Below are 21,338 nucleotides of genomic sequence, written 5' to 3' on the forward strand. Positions count from 1 at the left end.
GATCCTCCTACTCCCAAGCCAGAGTGGGAAGAATGATGTTGAAGCCCTTGGTAAAGACCAGGTAGATGAGCGTTGCCGCCAGGGCGGAAAAGACCGCCAGGAAGACGACCCGCCTGATACCGATCCTGTCCCTTCCTTCATCGTCCGGATTGCTCATCAGCGTTACCACCAGCACGGAAAGAAACAGAAAGACACCCGTCGTGATGATGTAGCCAGCCCGCTCAAGACTCAGGGCATAAGCCACCATCAAACCCAACAGCAACAGCCAGCAAGTTGTGCTGCGCCAATGCTGCGCCAGGTTCAAATTCGCGACGTCTCTGACGGCCGCAATGGCACTCCTCGAACTTTTCAATAAGGAGAAGACAAGCAGACAGATGATGAGAATACAGATCGATTTTGGGAAAAAGGCCGGCGACAGATTGCCGCCGGCAGCGCTCGTCGGGAGCTGACTCGCTTGGATAAGAAAGAAGCTCGCCATCCCGATCAGGACGAGATGAAAGAGGACGTCACCCAGCGATTTCACCATGGTGCGGCCTCCTCACCTCAGCTTTTCCGCTTCCGAGATCATCAGCTCTGCCGTGCTTTCGACGAAGGCATCAAGCTCATCGCCATAGAGCGGCATGATGTCGGACCCCATGTTGCGCGCGGCTTCCTGAAACTGAGGATTGTCGACCGCCTGCTTGACCGCCTCGACCCATTGATCCTCGACTTCCTGGCTGATGCCCTTGGGTGCGGCAATCCCCCGCCACTGGGCGACGGAAAAGTCGTAGCCACTCTCAAGCATGGTGGGCGCATCCTCCAGCACACCGCTACGCTCATCGCCGGTGGTGACGATAGCGATCAGACGGCCCGAGTCGATGGCGGATATCACCTCCGATGGGTTGAGTACCACGGCATCGATATGATCACCCATCGCTGCCGATACGGCGTTGGCACCGCTGTCGTAGGGCACCACCTCGAACTCGACGCCCAGCTCTTCGGCCAGCGCCACGGCCATGACATGCGTGGATGAGCCGACACCGGATGCCCCCACCTTGAGTACCTGCCCCTCCTCCTGGAGCGCCTCGACCAAGGCGTCGAGATTTTCCCAGCCGCCGCTGCTGCGAACCGCCAGCACATACGGCTCAACCAGCACACGGGCGATGTATTCAAAGTCGGTATAGCTGAAACCAACGTTGCCGAGCCCTTCCAGGGTAAAGACGGCATTGGTCGGAATGGTGACGGTGTAGCCATCCGGCTTGGCGCTGACTGCCCTCGAATAACCCACCGCCCCGCCACCGCCGGAAAGGTTGCGCACGACGATGGTGCCGCCTAGCGCCTCCTCGAGGGAGGGCTGTAGCGCTCGCACGACATTGTCGGCACCGCCTCCAGCGTTCCATGGCACGACGTATTCGATATTGCGGGTTGGATAGTCGTTGGCGCTAACGCTGACAGCGAAGCCGATACCAACGGCAGCGGTGGTCAAGAGGGATATTGTCCTTTTCATGACATCTCCTGTGAGCTTGCGTTTGTTTTATGTGGCTTGCCGCATCGAAGACGGCGGTAGTGGTCTCATGATCCCATTAATAATACATCATACAAGCTAGCCATTATCGAGGCCCTCTGCAAGACTCTCTCCCAGGAAAAGCCGACTAAAGTTTTATCTTTCAAGTCAGCCGGGAGACCCGCAGGGAGGCCCCATCGCTCAGGGGGCAGAAGAAAGTGACAGAGCCGATCACTGCCGGCAATTAGGGAAAAGCCAGGGCACTCATGCCTCGATCATCGCCGCGATATCGCGCAAAGAAGCGAGCATAAGCGCCCTGATGAAACGTAGTGTCAGCCCTCTCGCTTGCCATCGACCAAGCGCGACACCTGCCAGGGGTTGCCGTCACGCAGCGGCTCGGGCAGAAGCCCTTGCGGCAGCGCCTGGTAGCACACCGGGCGCAGGAAGCGGAAGATCGCTGCGCTGCCCACCGAGGTGGTACGGCTGTCGGAGGTAGCCGGGTAGGGCCCGCCGTGAACCATGGCGTGACACACCTCGACGCCCGTGGGCCAGCCGTTGGCCAGAATCCGGCCCGCCTTGCGCTCGAGGATCGGCAGCAGGGCTTTCGCTGCGTCCAGGTCGCCGTCGTCCATCTGCAGGGTGGCGGTGAGCTGGCCTTCGAGCTGGCCGGCTACGCGCTTCACGTCCTCCAGGTCGGCGCACTCGATCACCAGCGAGGTGGCGCCGAACACCTCCTCCTGCAGCTCGGGCTCGTTTAGGAAGTCGGCCGCCGTGGTGACGAACAGCCCCGCCTGGCACGGGTGGGCCGATTCGCCCACCTGGCCACGCGCCGCTTCGCGGACCTTGCTGCTGTTGGACAGCCGAGCCACGCCCTGCTCATAGGCAGCGTGGATGCCGGGCGTCAGCATGGTCTGGGCGCCACTCTGCTTCACCGCCTCGCCCGCTGCCTCGACGAAGGCCTCGAGCTCGGGACCCTTCACCGCGATCACCAGGCCGGGGTTGGTGCAGAACTGCCCGGCGCCCATGTTGAGCGAGGCGACGAAGCCCTCGGCGAGCTTGTCGCCGCGCGCCTTGAGGGCCTCGGGCAGCAGGAACACCGGGTTGATCGAACTCATCTCGGCGTAGACCGGGATCGGCTGGGGGCGTGACTGCGCGGTCTTCATCAGTGCGGTACCGCCGCCGCGCGAGCCGGTGAAGCCCACCGCCTGGATGCGCGGGTCGCTGACCAGGGCCTGGCCGATCTCGCTGCCCGAGCCGAACAGCAGCGAGAACACCCCTTCGGGCAGGCTGCGCTTCTCCACGGCCTGCTGTACCGCACGGCCGACCAGCTCCGAGGTACCGGGGTGGGCGGAGTGGCCCTTGACGATCACCGGGCAGCCGGCGGCCAGCGCCGAGGCGGTATCGCCACCGGCCACCGAGAAGGCCAGCGGGAAGTTCGAAGCGCCGAACACCGCCACCGGGCCGAGCGGAATGTGGCGCTGGCGCAGGTCAGCGCGGGGCAGCGGCTGACGCTCGGGCAGGGCCGGGTCGATACGCAGATCGAGAAATTCGCCGGCACGCACCACGGAAGCGAACAGACGCAACTGGCCGCAGGTACGGCCGCGCTCGCCCTCCAGGCGCGCCCGGGGCAGGCCGGTCTCGGCCATGGCGCGCTCGATCAATGCGTCGCCGATGGCTTCGATCTCGGAGGCGACCGTCTCGAGAAACGTCGCGCGCTGCTCCAGCGTGGTCTCGCGGTAGGTGCCGAAGGCTGCCTCGGCCAGTTCACAGGCGCGTTCGACCTCGGCCTTGCTGCCGCCCGCGTAGGTGGGTTCCAACGTCTCGCCGGTGGCGGGATTGACGGCGTGGATGGGCTGGGAACTGCCGCTGACGGCCTCGCGGCCGATCAGCATCTTTCCATTTACAGTCATGCTTGCCTCCTGTGGGTATCCATTTCCGCCAGGCCTAGGGTGGCCCGGCTCATTGGTCGCGGTATTTGGCGTACATGTTCCGGGCACGATCGAGATGCTGGTACATCGTCTCGCGCGCCGCTTCGCTATCCCGCGACAAAATCGCTTCAAGGATGTAGGTGTGCTCCTGCTGGACATGCTCGATATAGCGCTCAGCAGCCACCGGATTGATGTCGATGCTGAGCAGCTTGGCCCGAGGAATCACGCTCTGGCTCAATTGCTCATAGAACTGGGTGAAAAAGGGATTCTGAGTCGCCTTAGCGATGGCGTGGTGGAATTCGTAATCTTCCTCCCTCGCCTGCGACTTCTGTGCATGCGCCTGAAGAAAGGCCTCATGGTGCGACTGTAAAGCCAGGCGATCCTCATCCGTATGCCGAAGTGCCGCCAGCTCTGCCGCCGCCGGCTCGAGCGTCAGGCGCAGCTCGAGCACGTGCAGGATGTCCTCCACCGTGGTCGGATTGATTCGCTCGGCCGGCCTTGCCTCTATCATCGTTGAGCGCAACACCGTCGTGCCGACACCCCGGCGCGTCTCGACCAGTCCCAGCGACTTGAGGTGAGTCATCGCCTCGCGAATCACCGTGCGACTGACGCCGAAGGAGCTGCAAAGGCTGCTCTCGGTCGGCAACTTATCACCAACCTTGATTTCGCCTTGCGTGATAAACGCTTCCAACTGATCCGCCACATGTACGGAGAGGCTTTCGTACCTGGCCACCCTGCGCACATCGAGCAGCCCTAAGTCAGCAGGCATGACAACTTCCCCGGCATGGTGAACTCCCCTTTACCAATACACTTGTTCTTCTCAACGGTCGTTGCGGCCGTTAACGCGCTAGGGCCGGGCGCTTGGGATCGAACTCCCAGCCAGGGATCAGGTACTGCATGGCCATGGCATCATTGCGCTGGGTCACGTCGAGGCTCTGGTACAGACGGTGGGCTTCCACCAGCTTGTCTTCATCGATCTGGACACCCAAGCCGGACGTTTTCGGCACCGTCAGCTTGCCGTCGCGGATCTGGAAAGGCTCCTTGGTGATGCGCTGGCCGTCCTGCCAGATCCAGTGGGTGTCGATGGCGGTGATCTCACCCGGGCAGGCCGCAGCCACATGGGTCATCATGGCCAGCGAGATATCGAAGTGGTTGTTGCTGTGCGAGCCCCAGGTCATGCCCCACTCGTTGCACAGCTCGCCTACCGCTACGGCACCCTGCATGGTCCAGAAGTGGCAGTCCGCCAGCGGAATGTCCACGGCGTTGAGCTGCACGGCATACTGCAGCTGCTTGAAGTCCGTCGCGATCATGTTGGTCGCGGTGGGCAGGCCGGTGCGCTTCTTGAATTCAGCCATGGTTTCGCGGCCCGAATAGCTCTCCTCCTGGCCGCAGGGATCCTCGGCATAGCTCAGCAAATGCTTGATCGGATCCAGCACCCGTACCGCCTCATCGAGCTTCCAGGCGCCGTTGGGATCGAGGGTCAGCCGCGCCTCGGGGAAGGCGTCGTGAAGGGCACGAATGCAGTCGGCCTCCTCCTCGCCACGCAATACTCCGCCCTTGAGTTTGAAATCCTTGAAGCCGTAGCGCTCATAGGCCGCCTTGGCCAGATTGGCCACCGCCTCCGGCGTCAGTGCCTCCCGGTAGCGCAGCTCATCCCAGGCATCCTTGGGGTTGTCCGCCTTGGGGTACGGAAGGTCCGTCTTGGCGGGGTCGCCCAGCAGGAAGAGGTAACCCAAGGCCTCGACTTCATCGCGCTGGCGGCCGTATTGACCCAACAGATCGGCTACCGGCATCTGCAACACCTGGCCATAGAGGTCGTAAAGGGCCGACTCGAGGCCGGTGATCACGTGAACCGCCACGCGCAGGTCGAAGGTCTGGCGGCCGCGCTCTTCGCGACCGTTCTTGGCCAGCAATAGGCGCGCCTGGTTCAGGGTCTGCTTGATGTCGTTGACGCGCGATCCTTCGACCAGCTCACGGCACTGCTCGAGCCCCTTCAGAATACCGGCGCTGGAGGGAATTTCCCCGACGCCCTGGTTACCGGCATCGTCCTCCAGGATCACCACGCAGCGAATGAACCAGGGGGCGTGCCCGCCACTGAGGTTCAACAGGAAGCCATCGTAGCCGGCCACCGGCACTACACGCATTGTCTTGATCTTGGGAAACATAAGTCTCTTATACCTCTTGAATGAACGGTCCAGCCGGGGTGCGCCCCTGCTGGATCAGGTCACGGGTGCCGGGTTGAACAGCACCAGGTCGTTGTGGAGGCCCAACCGGTCAGCCGCGGCTTGTTTGCGGCCGCTCGCCACATCGAGAATCAGATGAAAGAGTTCCCAACCTACCTCCTCAATGCTGGCGTCACCGGTGGCGATGCGCCCCGCATCCAGGTCGATGATGTCGTGCCAGCGCTGGCCAAGCGTCGAATTGGTGGAGACCTTGAGTACCGGCACCATGGAAAGGCCATAGGGGGTTCCCCGGCCGGTAGTGAACACCTGCAGGTTCATGCCGGCTGCCAGCTGCAGCGTGCCGCAGATAAAATCACTAGCCGGCGTGGCGGCAAAGGTCAGTCCCTTGCGACGCAGCCGTTCGCCGGGGCCGATGACGTCGACGATGGGGGAAGTACCGGATTTGATGACCGAGCCCAGCGCCTTCTCGACGACGTTGGAGAGCCCGCCTTTCTTGTTCCCTGGGGAAGGGTTGGCGCTACGATCGGCCTGCCCCTGGGAGAGATAGTCGTCGTACCATGCCATCTGCTCGATAAGCGCCTGGCCCACGTCTTTGTCGATGGCCCGGGGAGTGAGCAGGTGGATGGCATCGCGCACCTCGGTGACCTCGGAGAACATTACGCTCCCCCCGGCACGCACGATGAGGTCGGTGGCGAAACCCACGGCGGGGTTCGCCGTGACTCCCGAGAAGGCGTCGCTGCCACCGCACTGCATGCCCACCCTCAGTTCTGACGCCGGACAGGTCTCGCGGCGGCGGCGATTCAAGCGCTCGAGGTGACGCTCGGCCATGGTCATGATGCCCTCGACCATCTCGCCGAAGCCCCGGAAGGACTCATCCTGCAGGCTCAGCACGTTGGCATCGGGATCCGCCGCCTCGGTGTTCTCGTAGACCTTGACGGGCCGGTCGTCGACCAGTGTGGAGGGCTGGAGCTTCTCGCAGCCCAGGCCGATGACCATTACCTCGTTGCCGAAGTTGGGATTCAACGCGATGTTCTTGAGGGTGCGGATCGGTACGATGGCGGCCGGCGCGTTGATCGCTACCCCGCAACCGTAGGTGTGATTGAGTCCCACCACGTCATCGACATTGGGATAGCGCGGCAGTAGCTCGCGCTTGATACGCGCCACCACGTAATCCACCGTGCCGGCCACGCACTGCACGCTGGTGGTGATTCCCAGTACGTTCTTGGTGCCTACGCTGCCGTCCGGGTTGCGGAAACCCTCGAAGGTATAGCCCTCGAGCGGCTCGACGTGCGGCACCGGCCGCGTAGCCAGCGGCAGGTCGCCCAGCACTGGCGCCTGAGGCAGCCGTACTCGAGCTTCGTCGACATGCTCGCCCCGGGCAATCGCCACCACGGCATGGCCGATAACTTCGCCGTAGCGAACGATGGGCTCATCGACGCCGATGTCCGCAAGAGCCACCTTGTGGCCTTGAGGCACCCGCTTGGTCGCGACCAGTCGGTCACCCAGTGCCTGGCCCTCTTCCAGCCCCCCGGCTTCGACCACGATGGCGACATTGTCATCGGGATGAATCTGGATGATCTTGCCTTCCGTAAATGTCATGACGGCTCCTTTGTATGGCACCAGCAGGCGATGTTCAGCTCAGCACTTCCTGACGACGCTGGGCACGGCTCTTCAGGCTCATGACAATCGAGAACACTACCGAGGCCAGGATCAACAGCCACAGCACCACGGCAATGGGGCTCTTGGTGAAAAAGATCGATAGCGTCCCGAAAGACTCGAGGCTCTTGACGAAATAGATCTCCGCCTGGCTGCCCAGAATGAAGCCGATGATCAGTGGCGCCACCTCGAGCCCGATCTTCTGAATCAGATAGCCGAGAATGCCGAAGATCAGTAGGGTCCAGACATCGAACATGATCCCGTAGTTGATGGCGTAGGCCCCTACCACGCACATCATCACGATGACCGGATAGAGAATATGCTTCGGCACCATGACCACCTTGGCGATGTACTTAATGGCATAGAACATCAGGAAGAACATCACGACATTCGCAAATACCAGTGCCGTCATCATGACGTACCAGGTATTGACGTTTTCCGGAATGAACAGGGGTCCGACCTGGATGCCCTGAAGGGTGAAAGCCCCGATTAGTACGGCGGTGGTGGAGTCGCCGGGTATGCCCAGGGAAAGCAGTGGAATCAGGGCCCCACCCGTCAGGGCGTTGTTAGCCGATTCCGAAGCGATGAGCCCCTGGGGCGCGCCCTTGCCCATCTGCGACGAATCCCTCGCTAGGTTCTTCTCCTGGGTATAGGCCAGTACCGAGGCCGCACTCCCCCCGACACCGGGCAGCATACCAACGAAGGTCCCAATGAAAGAGGACCGCACCAGGTTGGTCAGCCGACCCTTGAAGAGCGACAGCGCGAAGCCACCTCCCTTGCCGAGCTTGATACGCTCGTGAGCCAGCTCGCTCTTAGCGCCCTTCTCGGCCTCGAGCAGAATGGTTGAGATACCGAAAATACCGATCAGCACGGGCAGCAGGGAAAAACCCTCGAAGAGGTAGGGCTCCATGAAATCGAACATCAGCCGGGTCTTACCGTTGCCGCCATCGGAGATGCTGTAGTCACCGATCAGGCTCAGCCAGATGCCGATCACCCCACTGAAGATGCCAATCAGCATATTGCTGGACAGAGAGGCAATAACGGTCAATGCCAGAAAGATGATCAGGAACTTTTCCACATAGGAAAACTTGATCGAGAAGTCCGCCAGAATCGGCGCGAACAGAAATAGCACGGCGGCACTGATCAATCCGCCGACGAGGGAAGCGATGACGCAGACCCGCAGGGCTTTCTCTCCCTCGCCCCTGCGGGCCATGGGATAACCATCGAAGGTGGTAGTGATCGATGAAGGTGTACCGGGAATGTTGAGCAGAACCGCCGGTACCATGCCGCCGGAGATACCGCCCACGTAGAGACCCAGCAACAGCGCCAGACCGTGGTTGAGTCCCAGCGCGTAAGTCAATGGTAGACAGACAGCCACTGCCATGGTCGCTGTCATGCCAGGAATCGCGCCGAAGATGATGCCCATAAGGGCACCAAAAGCGGCAAGAAGGAAGAAGGTGATGTCGAGTAGTGTCAGGAATTCCATGGTGGCACTCGCCTCGGTCACGGCAGGGTGATATTGAACAGCTTGGCCAGAACAAACCAAACCAGGCTGGGTGCAATAATGGCATTGATCAACACGATGGCTATGGTCTTCTTTGTCCACTCATGCAGGTACATTAGTGACATCAGGATAACAAAGGGTATCGAAGTGAACAGAAAGCCATAGCCCGTATACGGGAACATATCGCCCACCACGTCCATCAGGTAGAAATACGCTACGATCAGGGTGAGGGTACCGAAGAAGCGCAGGCCATCCATGGACTCACCCACTATGGGAAGGGTACGCTCTCCTCGTTTTACCGCGGCAAGAAAAGGGGCTACTTTCGTAGCCAGGATGATGGCGAACAGCACCGCCATGATCCAGTGGATGATCATCGGAAAGAACAGGTGAGAGGTCTCGAAATCAATTGAGACGCTGAGCAGATTTGACAGACCTGATTCCATAACAGCTCCGGGATGGGCTGAATTCTACCGCCCAATATTGTACTGAAGCGTTTCACACCATCGCCGGGACACCGACGGTAAAGAACCGTCGGTGTCCGATCGCTTACCTGATGTTGTCGATGATCTCTTCATAGCGAGACATCTTTTCGTACAGGTACTCAGAGGCCTCATCGGAAGGCTTGAAATTGGGGATGAAGAAGGACCTTTTCTGAATCTCCTGGATCTCGCCCTCGGCATAGATTTCTGCCAGCGCCTCGTCGATCTGCGCGACAATGCCGGCGTCCATATCCTTGTTGTAGAGGAAAAAGAACTCCTTATCGAAGGTAAAGGTCTCGTCGTCGCCCATGGTGACATGAACATTGGGCTCGACGTACTCGAGCAGTTGCTCGCGGCTGGTCTGCCCCATCCCCTCTTCCGGGGCCTGCTCGATGGTGCCCTGGCGGGCCGTCAGCCAGACGAAGCGCATAGCCTTCTGGTCGTCCTCGGGCAGGCGGGTGAACTGCTCGTTGGCCTGGACGGTGCCATTGATCACGTCGGCCTGGCCATCGAAGAGCTGCTGGTTCTTGTCTGCTTGAGAACCGGTATTGACGGCAACCAGATTGTCTTCCATCCCCGGGTGCTCGATAGAAATGGCGTTCTTAAGGGCACTGAAGCCGATCTCGGAGACGCCGCCGGGCTGGATCGCCACCCGCACGGTCTCACCATTGCCTACCGCCGCGATGATGTCGTCGAGAGTCTCGTAGGGGGAGTCCTTGGGCACCAGGTAGGCGTTACCCGGATTGATGGCCAGCGTCGGCCCAACGGTGTACTGCTCGAAAATATCGCTATAGCCCTGAACACCATAGAGGTGGCCCAGATAGGACTGATCATGGAAGATCATCAGGGTGTTGCCACGGGAGTCTCGATCCAGGGTGCGGAAGGCGGAACTCGCACCCACGGCGTCGACCTTCATGTTGAGGCCGAGATGCTCGGCCAGCTTGTCCACCACGATGCTGGCGTTCTGGTAGGTGTCGCCGCCGGTGGACGTGGAGCCGATGACGACCCGGACGTTGCCACGCAGCTGACCCTCCTGGGCCTGGGCCATCCCGATCCCATAGGCCAGCGACGTCATCAGGACGGCCGACCCCAAGCCTACGATAATCTTCTTGGATACTGGCATGCTTTCACCTCATCAGCTTCGTTGTCGATTTATAGTTGCTTGGCGATACCCACCAGCTTCTCGAGCTGCTGGCGCTCCTCGGAAGACGGCATGACCAGGGGGGCGCGAACGCTACCCGCCGGGCGACCGATGATTTCGGCCCCCGCCTTGATCAGGCTGACGGCATAACCCGCCTTCCGGTCCCGGAGGTCCACGAAGGGAATGAAGAAGTCGTTGGTGATCTGCTTGACGGATTCTGCGTTGCCCTTGCGGAGCTCCTGGTAGAACTTGACGGCCATGTCCGGCACGAAATTGAACACGGCCGAGGAATAAGTATTCACCCCAATGGAGAGGTAGGCCTCGGCAAAGATCTCTGCGGTGGGCACACCACCCACGTAGACGAGGCGATCACCCACGGTCTTGACGATCTTGTTCAGCGCCTGGATGTCGCCCTTGCCATCCTTCAGTCCGATCAGGTTGGGGCAGGCATCGGCCAGCGCCTGGACCGACCCGGCATCGAGGATGCCGTTACCCCGGTTGTAATAGATGACATTCACTGCGGTCGAGTCGCAGATCTGCCGCGCATACTCGACCAGGCCATCCTGCGGGCACTCGGTGAGGTAGGGCGGCATCAGTAGAATGCCATCGGCCCCCACCTCTTCGGCCGCCTTGGCAAAAGCCTTTCCGCTTTCGACGCTCAGCCCGGCGCTGGCGATTACCGGCAGCTTGCCATCCACGGTCTCGACGGCGACGCGCACAATCTCTCGATACTCGTCGAGCGTCAGGTTGAAGAACTCGCCAGTACCGCCCGCAACGAAGACAGCCGAGATGTCGTGGCTGATGAACCACTCCAGGCGTTGGCGGTAACTCTCGGCATCGAAGCGGCCATCGCGATCGAAGTCGGTAATGGGAAAGGACAACAGGCCATCGCCTACGGCTTCTACCACAGCTGCTCTGGAAAACTTCACGAATCGTTCCTCTTGGTCAACGCCTCACCGGGATATCCGAGTTGGCCAGCCTGGCTCGTAGGAGTGGCTGCCGGTAACGCTTGTTGTCATACATCATACAAATGACAACCTAGCGGTCGATTCCTGGCCATGCAAGGCCAATGGGTGCGAAGTAGACCAAAGTTCAATCGATAAGCAGTAGGCGAATCTCGCCGTCTAAATGCTCATCTCAAGAGAGGTACATCAGGGGGAAAACCCGTAAGCAGCCCAGGCCTCGGAACCCATACTTCCGCAGCCCCAGCACCACCACAGGGCCGATCAGCATGGCTAAGGCGTGCATGCGAGTGCCGCCTGGGGAGGGTGAGAGCAGCATCAGGCGCAGTGACCCGCACCGTGCTGGCAATCATGCGAGCAAGGCTACTCTGGACAAATGACAAGCTCCAGCGCGCTGTTCTCAGGCGCTGGCGGCCACCGCCGATGTGAGAACGGTGGATTCAGGCTTCCTGATACTTGGCGTACATGGTCCGCGCCCGGTTGAGATGCTGGAACATCATTTCGCGCGCCGCTTCAGGGTCGCGGGCCAGGATGGCCTCGAGAATGTAGGTGTGTTCCTCCTCCACCCTAGCAAGATACTTGTCCGTGGCCGCGGTGTTGATCTCGATGCTCATCAGCTTGGCTCGCGGAATCACGCTCTGGCTCAGCTGCTCGTAGAAGACCTTAAAGAAGGGATTCTTGGTGGCGGTCGCGACAGCGTAGTGGAACTCGTAGTCCTCCTCGCGAGCCTGGGACTTCACCGCTCTCGCCTCGATAAAGGCCGCGTGCTTCTGCTGGAGAATGCGACGATCCTCGTCGTCGTGCCGTTCGGCGGCCAGCGCCGCCGCCGCCGGTTCGAGATTGAGCCGCAGCTCGAGCACATGCAGGATGTCCTCGACAGTGGTGGGGCTGATGCGCTCCGCCGGCATCGCCTCGACGGTGGTCGCTCGCAGCACGGTGGTACCCACGCCCCGACGCGTCTCGACCAGTCCCAGCGACTTGAGGTGGGTAATGGCCTCGCGAATCACCGTACGGCTGACGCCGAAGGCCTCGCACAGGCCATTCTCGGTCGGCAGCTTATCGCCAACGGCGATGCCGCCGTTGACGATCAGCGCCTCGAGCTGGTCGGCGACATGCACAGACAGGCTGCCTTCGCGTGAAAGCTTCTGGACCTTCAGTTGCTTGAAGTCAGCCGTCATATTGGATTTGCCTGCCATATCGCCATCCATCGGTCATGTTTCGTGATAAGGGCTCAGCGCTTGCCGCCGCCGCTGGTGTTCAATCGTCGGGGTGGCCTGAGGTGGCAAACGGCCCGCCCTGGTAGATGACCGCCGGATCCCTGGGGTCGAGGTTGGCATCGAGCGCTTCCATCTCCTCGCGCCACGGCTCCGAGCTGTCCTTCGGTACCCAGCCGAGAAAGGCGGCCTTGCTGTTGTCCCACCAGCGTTCGGCGTTGTTCGAGAAACCGTAGACCACGGTATAGGCCAGGCGTGGCGTGACGATGGCACGCTGCACCAGGCTGATGAAGTCCTCGGCGCTCAGCCAGATCGCCAGCTTGCGCGTATCGGTCGGCTTGGGGTGACACCAGCCGATGCGCACACTGAGTGTCTCGACGCCAAACTTGTCATGATACAGGCTGGCCAGGTCTTCGCCGAAACACTTGGTCACACCGTAGAGCGAGTCGGGCCGATGCGGCACCTCGGTATCGATCCTCTGCGAGCGCTCGTAGTAGCCCGTGGTGTGGTTGGAGCTGGCAAAGATCACCCGCGGCTTGCCGTGGCGGCGCACCGCCTCGTACAGATTGTAAGTGCCGACGATGTTGGCCTGCAGCAGGCTCGCCCAGGGCTTCTCTACCGAGACACCGCCCAGGTGCACGATGGCGTCGCACCCCTGGACCAGCTCGTTGACCGCTTCGGCATCGGCGAGATCGCAAGGTACGAGCTCTTCATGACTGGCCGCTTCGCCGAGATCGGCAATGTCCGAAAGCCGCACCCTGCGGGCAAGCTGCGCCAGATGGGGCCGAATGATGCGGCCCATGCCGCCAGCAGCCCCCGTTACCAACAGACGATCGATCATGCGTTTTCTCTCCTCAAGCAGGCGGAATCAGAAGCCGTACAGGGCGGCAGGGTTGTCGACCAGAATCCGGCGACGGGCCTCGGGGCCGGCCCATTCGAGCAGCACGTCGAGCTGTTCGGCATCGTCCGGATACTGCTCGCGCGGCACGCCGACATGGGGCCAGTTCGAGCCCCAGATCACCCGCTCCGGAGCATGGGCGATGACGCGACGAGCGATGGCCCCGACGTCTTCGTAGCTTGGCCCTCCGGTTTCACTGGTCTCATAGCCGCCACACAGCTTGAACCAGGCATTGCCGCGATCGAGCAGCCGCAGGATGGTGTCTACGCGGCGATCGTCCGCCGGCACCGGCGGCATGAACTTGCCGATGTGATCGATGATGTACTCGCCCTCGATGCGCTGGAGGCCGTCGAGGTAGTCGTCCAGGTGCTGGCCGTTGAACTGCACCATCAGGTGCCAGCCCAGCGGGCGGGTCAGGCGCTCGACCTCGAGCATGCTGGCATGGGTCACGGCGCCGCCGGGCAGGTTCATGATGCGCGCCCCACGCACGCCCTGGGTATGCCAGTCGCGCAGCGTTGCCTCTGCGGTACCGGGGGCCACTGCCGCCACACCGCGCGCCGTTTCACTGCCCAATTGGCCGAGGGCTTCGAGCAACGCGCCATTGTCGAGCTGATAAGCGTTGGATTGGGTGACCACCACCCGCTCCAGTCCCAGGCGCGCCTGCACCCGGCGATAATCCTCGACCGTCGCCAGCTCGGCGATGCCTGGCCCGCCGGGCTGGGCTGCAAAACCCGGCAGGTAGAGGTGCATGTGGCAGTCGGTGGCGCCGGGCGGTGCGGCCAGTCGCGGTGCCGAGCCATCCAGCGGCCGGGTATTGGCGGGTATCACTGTCACGTTCGTCATGCCTCCTCGAGGGCGAAGCGGGCGAGCGCCTCGCGGTCGATCTCGATACCGAGCCCGGGCCCGTCCGGTATCGCCACCACGCCCCGGTTGTGTTCGATGGGTGTGGTCACCACCGCCTGGCGGAAGGGATTCTCGGTGCGGTCGAACTCGAGGATCGGTTCGATCGGGTCACGCCGCGGCGGATTGGGCAGCAGTGCGGCCATGAACTGCAGGCTGGCGGCCAGGCACACTGCCGTGCCCCACACGTGCGGCACCAGGCGTACGCCATGCAGCGCTGCCATGTCGGCTACCCGACGAATTTCGGTGAAGCCGCCCACGCCGCAGATGTCGGGCTGGATGATATCCACGGCTCGGGTCGCCAGCGGCTCGTGCATGGCGTAGCGGCCATGCCAGGTCTCTCCGCCAGCCACCGGGATCGGCTGGTCGGCGCGCACCGCCCGGTAGGCGGAAACATGCTCGGGCAGCACAGGTTCCTCGAACCAGTCGATGCCGAACTTCGCTGCCCGGCGGCCCACTTCGACGGCTTCCAGGTAGTCGTAGCCGTGATTGGCGTCGATCATCAGGCGCATGTCAGGACCGATCGCCTCGCGTACCGCCTCGATGACGCGCAAATCCTCCTCCACGTCGAAGCCGATCTTGATCTTCACCGCATGGAAACCCTCGCGGCGATACCCCGCGACCTCATGGGCGATGTCCTCGACGCGATCCACGCCCTCGCGGCGGAACGAGCCGGTGGCATAGGCCCGCACGCTGTCGCGGAAACGGCCGCCCAGCAGGGTCGAGATCGGTACGCCGAAGTGCTTGCCCTTGATGTCCCACAGGGCGATGTCGATGCCGCTCAGGGCGGTCACGGTCAGGCCACGCTGGCCCTGGTCGCGCAAGCGATTGTAGAGCTCGAGCCAGAGCTTCTCGGTCTGCAGCGGGTTCTGGCCGACCAGGGCGGCGGCGTAGGCCTTGACCACGGCCGCGTTGGGCTGGGCCGGCCCCAGGCACTCGCCCCAGCCGATGGTGCCGTCGTCGCAGACGACCTCGACCAGGCAGTGCTGGCGCCGGGCGAAGTGCATCGAGGCGCTCTCGAAGGTCGTATCCAGCACATGGTCGAGAATATGGGTATGTACGGCTTCTATCTTCATCATCGAGTCCGTTGCGGTTCGGTCCAATGGGTACTCAGCGGAAGAGTACGGGAAGCGTCAGCGACACCGCCGGCACATAGGTCACCAGCATCAGGGCAACGAACAGCGCCAGGTAGAAGGGCCAGATGGTACGCACGGCCTCTTCGATCTTGATCTTGCCGATCACGCAGCCGACGAACAGACAGGCCCCCACGGGAGGCGTACACAGCCCCAACCCCAGGTTCATCATCATGATGATGCCGAACTGGATCGGATCCATGCCGAACTGCATCGCCACCGGCAGGAAGATCGGCGTACAGATCAGGATCAGGGCCGCCATGTCCATGATCATGCCCAGCACCAGCAGCAGCAGGTTGAGCAGCAGGAAGATGACGATGGGCTTGTCGGAGAGTGCCATCAGCATGTCGGTCAGCAGCAGCGGCACGTTGTAGAGCGCCAGCAGATAGGAGAACGCCGAGGCACAGCCGACTAGGATCATCACCAGCGAGGTGGTCTTCACCGACTGCAGCACCGCTGCCTTGAAGGACGCCCAGCGCAGCTCACGATAGACCAACGCCGTGACGACGATGGCGTAGATGGCGCCGAAGGCCCCGGACTCCGTCACCGTGAGAATGCCCGACAGTACCCCGCCGACGATGATCACCGCCGTCATCAGACCCGGCAGGGCCGCGGCCAGGCTGAGAATCAGCACGTCCCACCCGGGGAAGGTCTCGCCCTTGTAGCCGCGCTTCACCGCCACCAGGTAGGCTGCCACGGCCAGCGCCAGGCACATGAGGATGCCCGGCACGATGCCGGCGATGAACAGCTGGGTAACGGAAATGCCGCCGCCGGCCGCCACGGCGTAGAGAATCATGTTGTGGCTCGGCGGGATCACCACGCCGGCGACCGAAGAGGTGACCGTGACGTTGACGGCGTAGTCGGCGTCATAGCCCTTCTCCTTCATTACCGGTACCAGGATCGAGCCAAGCGCCGAGGTATCGGCCACGGCGGAACCCGAGATACCGCCGAACAGCATCGAGGAGCTGACGTTGACGATCCCCAGGCCGCCGCGCATCCTGCCCACGGCGGCCGATGCCAGGCGCACCAGGCGTGTGGAAATGCCCCCGTGCAGCATCAGCTCGCCGGCGAAGATGAAGAACGGAATGGCCAGCAGCGAGAAGACCGAAATGCCTGACAGGATGCGCTGGAACGCCACGAACAGCGGCAAGCCCTCGTAGAGGAAGGTCGCCACGGCGGCCAGCCCCACGGCGAAGGCGACGGGCGCCCCAGCCACCAGGCCGAGGAAGAAGATTCCGAACAGAATGGCAAGGCCCATGTCAGTTGCCCTCGTCAGAGTCGTTGCCAAGGATTCGCGACACGATATTGGCCGCGGAAAACAGTACGATCAGCCCGCCGCAGATCACCAGGGGCGCGGCCCGCCAGCTCTCTGAGAGTCGAATCATGGGTATTGCCCGCTCGAGGTTGGTCATGACCAGGCCCCAGCCCTGGTACGCCATGAAGGCGCCGAAGGCGATGACGAACAGATCGGCGACATAGCGGAAGATCGTTCTGAGGGGCTCGGGCATGCCTTCGCGCACGAAGTCGATGCTCAAGTGGGTATTGCCCCGGACGCCGGCCGCCGCGCCCAGGCAGGTGATGTAGACCACCAGCAGTAGCGACGCCTGCTCCACCCATGTCGGCGTGTTGTTCAACACGTAGCGACCGAAGACCAGCCAGCCAAAGATGGCGATCAGGAATACAAGCATGATGCCCGCTGCCGCCAGGCAGAGATTGGCAATGCCATCCAGCGCTCTGCCGACAGTTTTCTTCAAGCGGGGAAACGTCACGGCGGCCTCTGAATCGACAAGAGTTCTCATGGAACATGTTCTCCTTCCCCCTTGACGCACCTGGCGCCAAGGGGGCATTGCAGCGGAGCTCAGTTCGAGTTCCGGATGGCGTCGATCAGGCTCTCGAGGTCGGGGTTCTTTTCGATGAAGCTCGCATAGACAGGCTCCATCCGCTGCTGGAAGGCCGCCTTGTCTTCCACTTCATTGATCTGGATGCCGGCATCGAGCACGACCTGGCGGCTCTCCTCGGAGCCTTCCACCCACAGCTGGCGCTGCATTTCGGAGGCCTTGATCGCCTCCTCACGCACGATTTCCTGGTCGTCGGCAGAGAGCGCCTCCCAACTCGCCCTGGCGATGCACAGGCACTCGGGAATGATCAGGTGCTCCGTGAGGGAGTAGAACTCGGCGGCCTCGTAGTGGTTGCTTGACTGGAAGGAGGGATAGTTGTTCTCCGCGCCGTCGAGCACGCCCGTCGTCAGCGACTGATACACTTCACCATAGGCCATCGGCGTCGCGTTACCGCCCAGCGCCTCGATCATGTCGACGTAGAGGTCGTTGTTCATGACCCGGATCTTCAGTCCCTGCACGTCCTCGGGCGTGCGGATGGGACGCTTGGTGTTGTAGAGGCTACGCTCACCGGAGTCGAACCAGGAGAGGGCCACCAGGTTCTTCTCGGCCAGGGCGTCGGCAAACTGCTGGCCGATCTCGCCGTCCATCACCTCGTGCATGTGCTCGACGCTGCTGAAGATGAAGGGCAGCGAGAGTACGTTGGTCTCCGGCACGATGGGCCCCATCGGCCCCATGTTGAAGTTGGCGAAGTTCAACACCCCGTTGCGGGTCTGCTCGATGGCATCGGGCTGATCGCCGAGTACCCCGTTGTTGTAGACCTGCGCCGTAATGCGCCCTTCGGTGCGCTCGGTCACGTTCTTGGCGAAGGTTTCCAGCGCTACGGTATTGGGGTAGCCCGGCGGATGAATGTTCCAGCCGCGCCAGGTATCGGCCTGCACCGGCAGCGACATGGCCAGCATGCCGGCGGAAACGGCAATGGCACAGAACGTCTTGTTTGTTGAGATTGTTTTCATGACGTGCTCCTGGTTTGTTTTTTCTGTTGAGCGAGCTTGGGTGAGTTGCGTTACAACTGCCGGGCGATACCTACCAGTCGTTCCAGTTGGTTTCGCTCCTCCAGGGTGGGCATGACCAGGGGAGCCCGGACATTCCCGGCCGGCCGGCCGATGATCTCTGCGCCCGCCTTGATAAGGCTGACGGCATAGCCTGCTTTTCGATCCCTGAGATCCACGAAGGGAATGAAGAAGTCGTTGGTGATCCGCTTCACGACCTCGGCATTGCCCGCACGGAGTTCCTGATAGAACTTCACCGCCATGTCCGGCACGAAGTTGAACACGGCTGAGGAATAGGTGTTCACGCCAATGGCGAGGTAGGCTTCGGCGAAGATCTCGGCGGTGGGCACGCCGCCCACGTAGACCAGGCGGTCGCCGATGGTCTTGATGATCTTGTTAAGCGCCTGGATGTCGCCCTTGCCATCCTTGAGGCCGATCAGGTTGGGGCAAGCGTCGGCAAGCTGGCGGACCGCGTCGACGTCAAGCACGCCGTTGCCGCGGTTGTAGTAGATGACGTTGAGCGCGGTCCAGTCGCAGATCTCCCGGGCGTATTCCACCAGGCCATCCTGCGGGCATTCGGTCAGGTAGGGCGGCATCAGCAGGATGCCGTCGGCGCCCGCCTCTTCGGCCGCCTTGGCAAAGGCCTTGCCGCTGACAACGCTCATGCCCGAGCTGGCGATGACCGGGAGCCTGCCGGCGACGGTTTCCACGGCCACACGAACCACATCGCGGTACTCGTCGAGCGAGAGGTTGAAGAACTCGCCCGTGCCGCCGGCAACGAAAACGGCCGAGATTTCATGGCTGATGAACCACTCCAGACGACGACGGTAACTGTCCGCATCGAACCGCCCCTCTTTATCGAAATCGGTAATGGGGAAAGACAGCAATCCATCGCCCAAGGCTTCCATCACGGCTGCTCTGGAAAACTTCACGGAGACATCCTCTTGTTCAAGCGCCGGCCTGTCGGTGGGCAATCCACCGCTGGCCCAAGGAAGACAAATACCCACTTGGCTGTAATACATCATACAAACTAAGCAGGGAAGTGAGCCCGTGCAAGCCAGCCATTGGTCATAGCGACTAAAGTGTAGTGTTTTGTTTCGAATGCACTGGAATCAACCCAGATCCCCGAAACGGTACTGCAGCAGCGACAGCGCCACCACGGGGGCCGTCTCGGTGCGCAGGATGCGCGGGCCAAGAGAAAGGGGGGAGAAACTTGCGGCCATGGCGGCCTCGACTTCGCTGGCGGAAAGGCCCCCTTCGGGGCCGATCAGCAGGGCCACGGAGGCAGGTGCATCGCTACGCTCGAGAGCTCCCGCAGTACCAGGATGCAGCACCAGGCGCAGCGTCTCGCCGCGCTCGCCCAACCACTCGTGCAATGCGCTGGGTGGATGAACGACAGGTACCACGGCGCGCCCACACTGCTCGCAGGCGCTGGCGGCCACCGCCTGCCAGTGAGCGAGCTTCTTCGCTTCGCGCTCGCCCTTGAGACGTACGTCACCGTGCTCGGTGTAGAGCGGTGTGATGGCGGCGACGCCGAGCTCGACGGCCTTCTGGATGGCGTAGTCCATACGGTCGCCCTTGGAGATCGCCTGGCCCAGGTGCACCACCAGCGGCGATTCGCCGCGGCCCGCCTCGACGGCCTCGATGCGGGCCGCCACCCGCTTGCGGCTCGCCTCGACGAGCACCGCCCGGGCCTCGAGGCCGGCACCGTCGAAGAGCCTCAGCGATGCGCCTTCGCCCAGGCGTAGCACTCGCGCCACGTGGCGCGCCGGCCCTTCGGGCAGAACGACGTCGCCGCCGAAGATGAAGTCGGCGGCGACGTGGATACGCGGGCCCGATGACACGGCGCAGCAGCCCTTACTGGGTGGTCTGCTCGCCCTGCTGCTGGGCCTGCTCGGCCTCGCGCTTCTTCTTCTGAGCGAAGATCGCCTCGAAGTTGACCGGCGCCAGCATCAGGGGCGGGAAGCCACCGCGGTTGACCAGATTGTCGACGCACTCACGGGCGTAGGGGAACAGCACGTTGGGGCAAAAGGCTCCCAGGGTGTGCTCGAGCTGCGCGCCCTCGATGCCACTGATGCGGAACAGGCCGGCCTGCTCGATTTCGGCCAGGAAGGAAGTGGTGCCCTCCTCGCTGTGACGAACCTGGGCGGTCACCTTGATCGTCACCTCAAAGAGGTCTTCGCCGACCTGGCTGCTGCTGGTATTCAGGTCCAGGCTGACCTTGGGCTTGAACGGCTGCTGGAACACTGCCGGCGAGTTCGGCGCCTCGAAGGAGATGTCCTTGACGTAGATGCGCTGAACGGCGAACTGGAGCTGCTGCCTGTTCTGCTGGTCCGCCGCGGCCTGGTTGCCGCCGGCGGCGTTCTGGCTGTTCTCTTCGGCCATGGGAAAGATTCCTTTTGCGTCGTGCGTCTTGTGTATTGGCTATTTCTTGACTACCGGCAGGCCGTCGGCCTGCCACTGCATCATGCCGCCCCTGAGCTTGTAGACCCGGGTGAAGCCGGCCTTGGTCAGCTTGGCCACGGTGATGCCGGACGCCTGGCCGCTCTTGCAGACCACGACGATCGGTTTGTCCTTGACCTTCTCGAGTTCGCTGATGCGTTCCTCGACGCGACTCTGGGGGATATTGCGTGCGCCGGCGATGTGGCCGGCCTTGAAGTCGCCCGCCTCGCGGGTGTCCACGACCACGGCATCCTCGCGATTGACCAGCTGGGTCGCCTGGCTGGACGTGACACCGCTGGAGGCGCTGTTGCGGACCTCATAGATGATCCAGGCAGTCAGCACCATGAGGAAGGCGCCTACCAGAAGCGGGTGATTCTGCACGAATTCGAACAGCTGATCGATCATGGGTCCGGCACACTCTTCTCGGGAATATCGAAATCTTCGGTAGGGTAGGGTACCCGGGGGCGTGAGTATACACCAAGCAGGACCTCCCGCGGCATGCCCCGCAGGCGATGAGCCGGGACCATG

21 protein-coding genes are annotated in these 21,338 nt (G+C 62.2%); all 21 read right to left on the reverse strand.

The window, feature by feature from the left end; genetic code table 11:
• Positions 1 to 7 precede the first annotated feature (7 nt).
• The 21 genes from SPH52_RS12935 to SPH52_RS13035 all read right to left on the reverse strand — a co-directional run bounded on the left by SPH52_RS12935 (position 8) and on the right by SPH52_RS13035 (position 21,215).
• Positions 8 to 526, reverse strand: coding sequence for a tripartite tricarboxylate transporter TctB family protein (locus tag SPH52_RS12935; RefSeq protein WP_411795445.1), 519 nt, complete (start codon positions 524 to 526; stop codon positions 8 to 10).
• Positions 527 to 538: 12 nt separating this feature from the next.
• On the reverse strand, positions 539 to 1,486 hold the full coding sequence (locus SPH52_RS12940; protein ID WP_411795446.1) for a tripartite tricarboxylate transporter substrate binding protein: 948 nt from the start codon (positions 1,484 to 1,486) through the stop codon (positions 539 to 541).
• A 329-nt stretch (positions 1,487 to 1,815) separates the two neighbouring features.
• Entirely contained in the window at positions 1,816 to 3,393 is a 1,578-nt protein-coding gene (locus tag SPH52_RS12945; RefSeq protein WP_411795447.1) for an aldehyde dehydrogenase (NADP(+)), read from the reverse strand.
• Positions 3,394 to 3,442: 49 nt separating this feature from the next.
• Positions 3,443 to 4,180, reverse strand: coding sequence for a FadR/GntR family transcriptional regulator (locus SPH52_RS12950; protein WP_411795448.1), 738 nt, complete (start codon positions 4,178 to 4,180; stop codon positions 3,443 to 3,445).
• 70 nt (positions 4,181 to 4,250) lie between these two features.
• Positions 4,251 to 5,576 (reverse strand): enolase C-terminal domain-like protein, encoded by a 1,326-nt coding sequence (locus SPH52_RS12955; RefSeq protein WP_411795449.1) that lies wholly within the window; start codon positions 5,574 to 5,576, stop codon positions 4,251 to 4,253.
• A 54-nt stretch (positions 5,577 to 5,630) separates the two neighbouring features.
• Positions 5,631 to 7,193 (reverse strand): galactarate dehydratase, encoded by a 1,563-nt coding sequence (garD, locus tag SPH52_RS12960; protein WP_411795450.1) that lies wholly within the window; start codon positions 7,191 to 7,193, stop codon positions 5,631 to 5,633.
• A gap of 34 nt (positions 7,194 to 7,227) precedes the next feature.
• Positions 7,228 to 8,736, reverse strand: a complete 1,509-nt coding sequence (locus SPH52_RS12965) for a tripartite tricarboxylate transporter permease (RefSeq protein ID WP_411795451.1) — start codon at positions 8,734 to 8,736, stop codon at positions 7,228 to 7,230.
• Between the two features lie 17 nt (positions 8,737 to 8,753).
• On the reverse strand, positions 8,754 to 9,197 hold the full coding sequence (locus tag SPH52_RS12970; RefSeq protein WP_411795452.1) for a tripartite tricarboxylate transporter TctB family protein: 444 nt from the start codon (positions 9,195 to 9,197) through the stop codon (positions 8,754 to 8,756).
• A 103-nt stretch (positions 9,198 to 9,300) separates the two neighbouring features.
• Positions 9,301 to 10,356, reverse strand: a complete 1,056-nt coding sequence (locus SPH52_RS12975) for an ABC transporter substrate-binding protein (protein WP_411795453.1) — start codon at positions 10,354 to 10,356, stop codon at positions 9,301 to 9,303.
• Positions 10,357 to 10,385: 29 nt separating this feature from the next.
• On the reverse strand, positions 10,386 to 11,303 hold the full coding sequence (gene kdgD / locus SPH52_RS12980) for a 5-dehydro-4-deoxyglucarate dehydratase (RefSeq protein ID WP_411795454.1): 918 nt from the start codon (positions 11,301 to 11,303) through the stop codon (positions 10,386 to 10,388).
• A 473-nt stretch (positions 11,304 to 11,776) separates the two neighbouring features.
• A complete protein-coding gene (locus SPH52_RS12985) occupies positions 11,777 to 12,532 on the reverse strand; it encodes a FadR/GntR family transcriptional regulator (RefSeq protein WP_411795455.1) in 756 nt (251 codons plus the stop codon).
• A 61-nt stretch (positions 12,533 to 12,593) separates the two neighbouring features.
• Positions 12,594 to 13,391, reverse strand: coding sequence for an NAD-dependent epimerase/dehydratase family protein (locus tag SPH52_RS12990; RefSeq protein WP_411795456.1), 798 nt, complete (start codon positions 13,389 to 13,391; stop codon positions 12,594 to 12,596).
• Positions 13,392 to 13,418: 27 nt separating this feature from the next.
• Positions 13,419 to 14,282, reverse strand: a complete 864-nt coding sequence (locus tag SPH52_RS12995; protein WP_411795696.1) for an amidohydrolase family protein — start codon at positions 14,280 to 14,282, stop codon at positions 13,419 to 13,421.
• Between the two features lie 5 nt (positions 14,283 to 14,287).
• Positions 14,288 to 15,424 (reverse strand): mandelate racemase/muconate lactonizing enzyme family protein, encoded by a 1,137-nt coding sequence (locus SPH52_RS13000; RefSeq protein ID WP_411795457.1) that lies wholly within the window; start codon positions 15,422 to 15,424, stop codon positions 14,288 to 14,290.
• Between the two features lie 34 nt (positions 15,425 to 15,458).
• Positions 15,459 to 16,739, reverse strand: coding sequence for a TRAP transporter large permease (locus tag SPH52_RS13005; protein WP_411795458.1), 1,281 nt, complete (start codon positions 16,737 to 16,739; stop codon positions 15,459 to 15,461).
• A 1-nt stretch (position 16,740) separates the two neighbouring features.
• Entirely contained in the window at positions 16,741 to 17,280 is a 540-nt protein-coding gene (locus SPH52_RS13010; RefSeq protein WP_411795459.1) for a TRAP transporter small permease, read from the reverse strand.
• Positions 17,281 to 17,339: 59 nt separating this feature from the next.
• On the reverse strand, positions 17,340 to 18,332 hold the full coding sequence (locus SPH52_RS13015; RefSeq protein ID WP_411795460.1) for a TRAP transporter substrate-binding protein: 993 nt from the start codon (positions 18,330 to 18,332) through the stop codon (positions 17,340 to 17,342).
• Positions 18,333 to 18,382: 50 nt separating this feature from the next.
• Entirely contained in the window at positions 18,383 to 19,276 is an 894-nt protein-coding gene (gene kdgD / locus SPH52_RS13020) for a 5-dehydro-4-deoxyglucarate dehydratase (protein ID WP_411795461.1), read from the reverse strand.
• A 204-nt stretch (positions 19,277 to 19,480) separates the two neighbouring features.
• A complete protein-coding gene (locus SPH52_RS13025) occupies positions 19,481 to 20,212 on the reverse strand; it encodes a 16S rRNA (uracil(1498)-N(3))-methyltransferase (protein WP_411795462.1) in 732 nt (243 codons plus the stop codon).
• A gap of 13 nt (positions 20,213 to 20,225) precedes the next feature.
• A complete protein-coding gene (secB, locus tag SPH52_RS13030; RefSeq protein ID WP_411795463.1) occupies positions 20,226 to 20,753 on the reverse strand; it encodes a protein-export chaperone SecB in 528 nt (175 codons plus the stop codon).
• A gap of 39 nt (positions 20,754 to 20,792) precedes the next feature.
• Positions 20,793 to 21,215 (reverse strand): rhodanese-like domain-containing protein, encoded by a 423-nt coding sequence (locus SPH52_RS13035; protein WP_411795464.1) that lies wholly within the window; start codon positions 21,213 to 21,215, stop codon positions 20,793 to 20,795.
• Between the last annotated feature and the right edge of the window lie 123 nt (positions 21,216 to 21,338).

This window comes from Halomonas sp. A29 (genome assembly GCF_046723295.1).
GTDB lineage: Bacteria > Pseudomonadota > Gammaproteobacteria > Pseudomonadales > Halomonadaceae > Halomonas.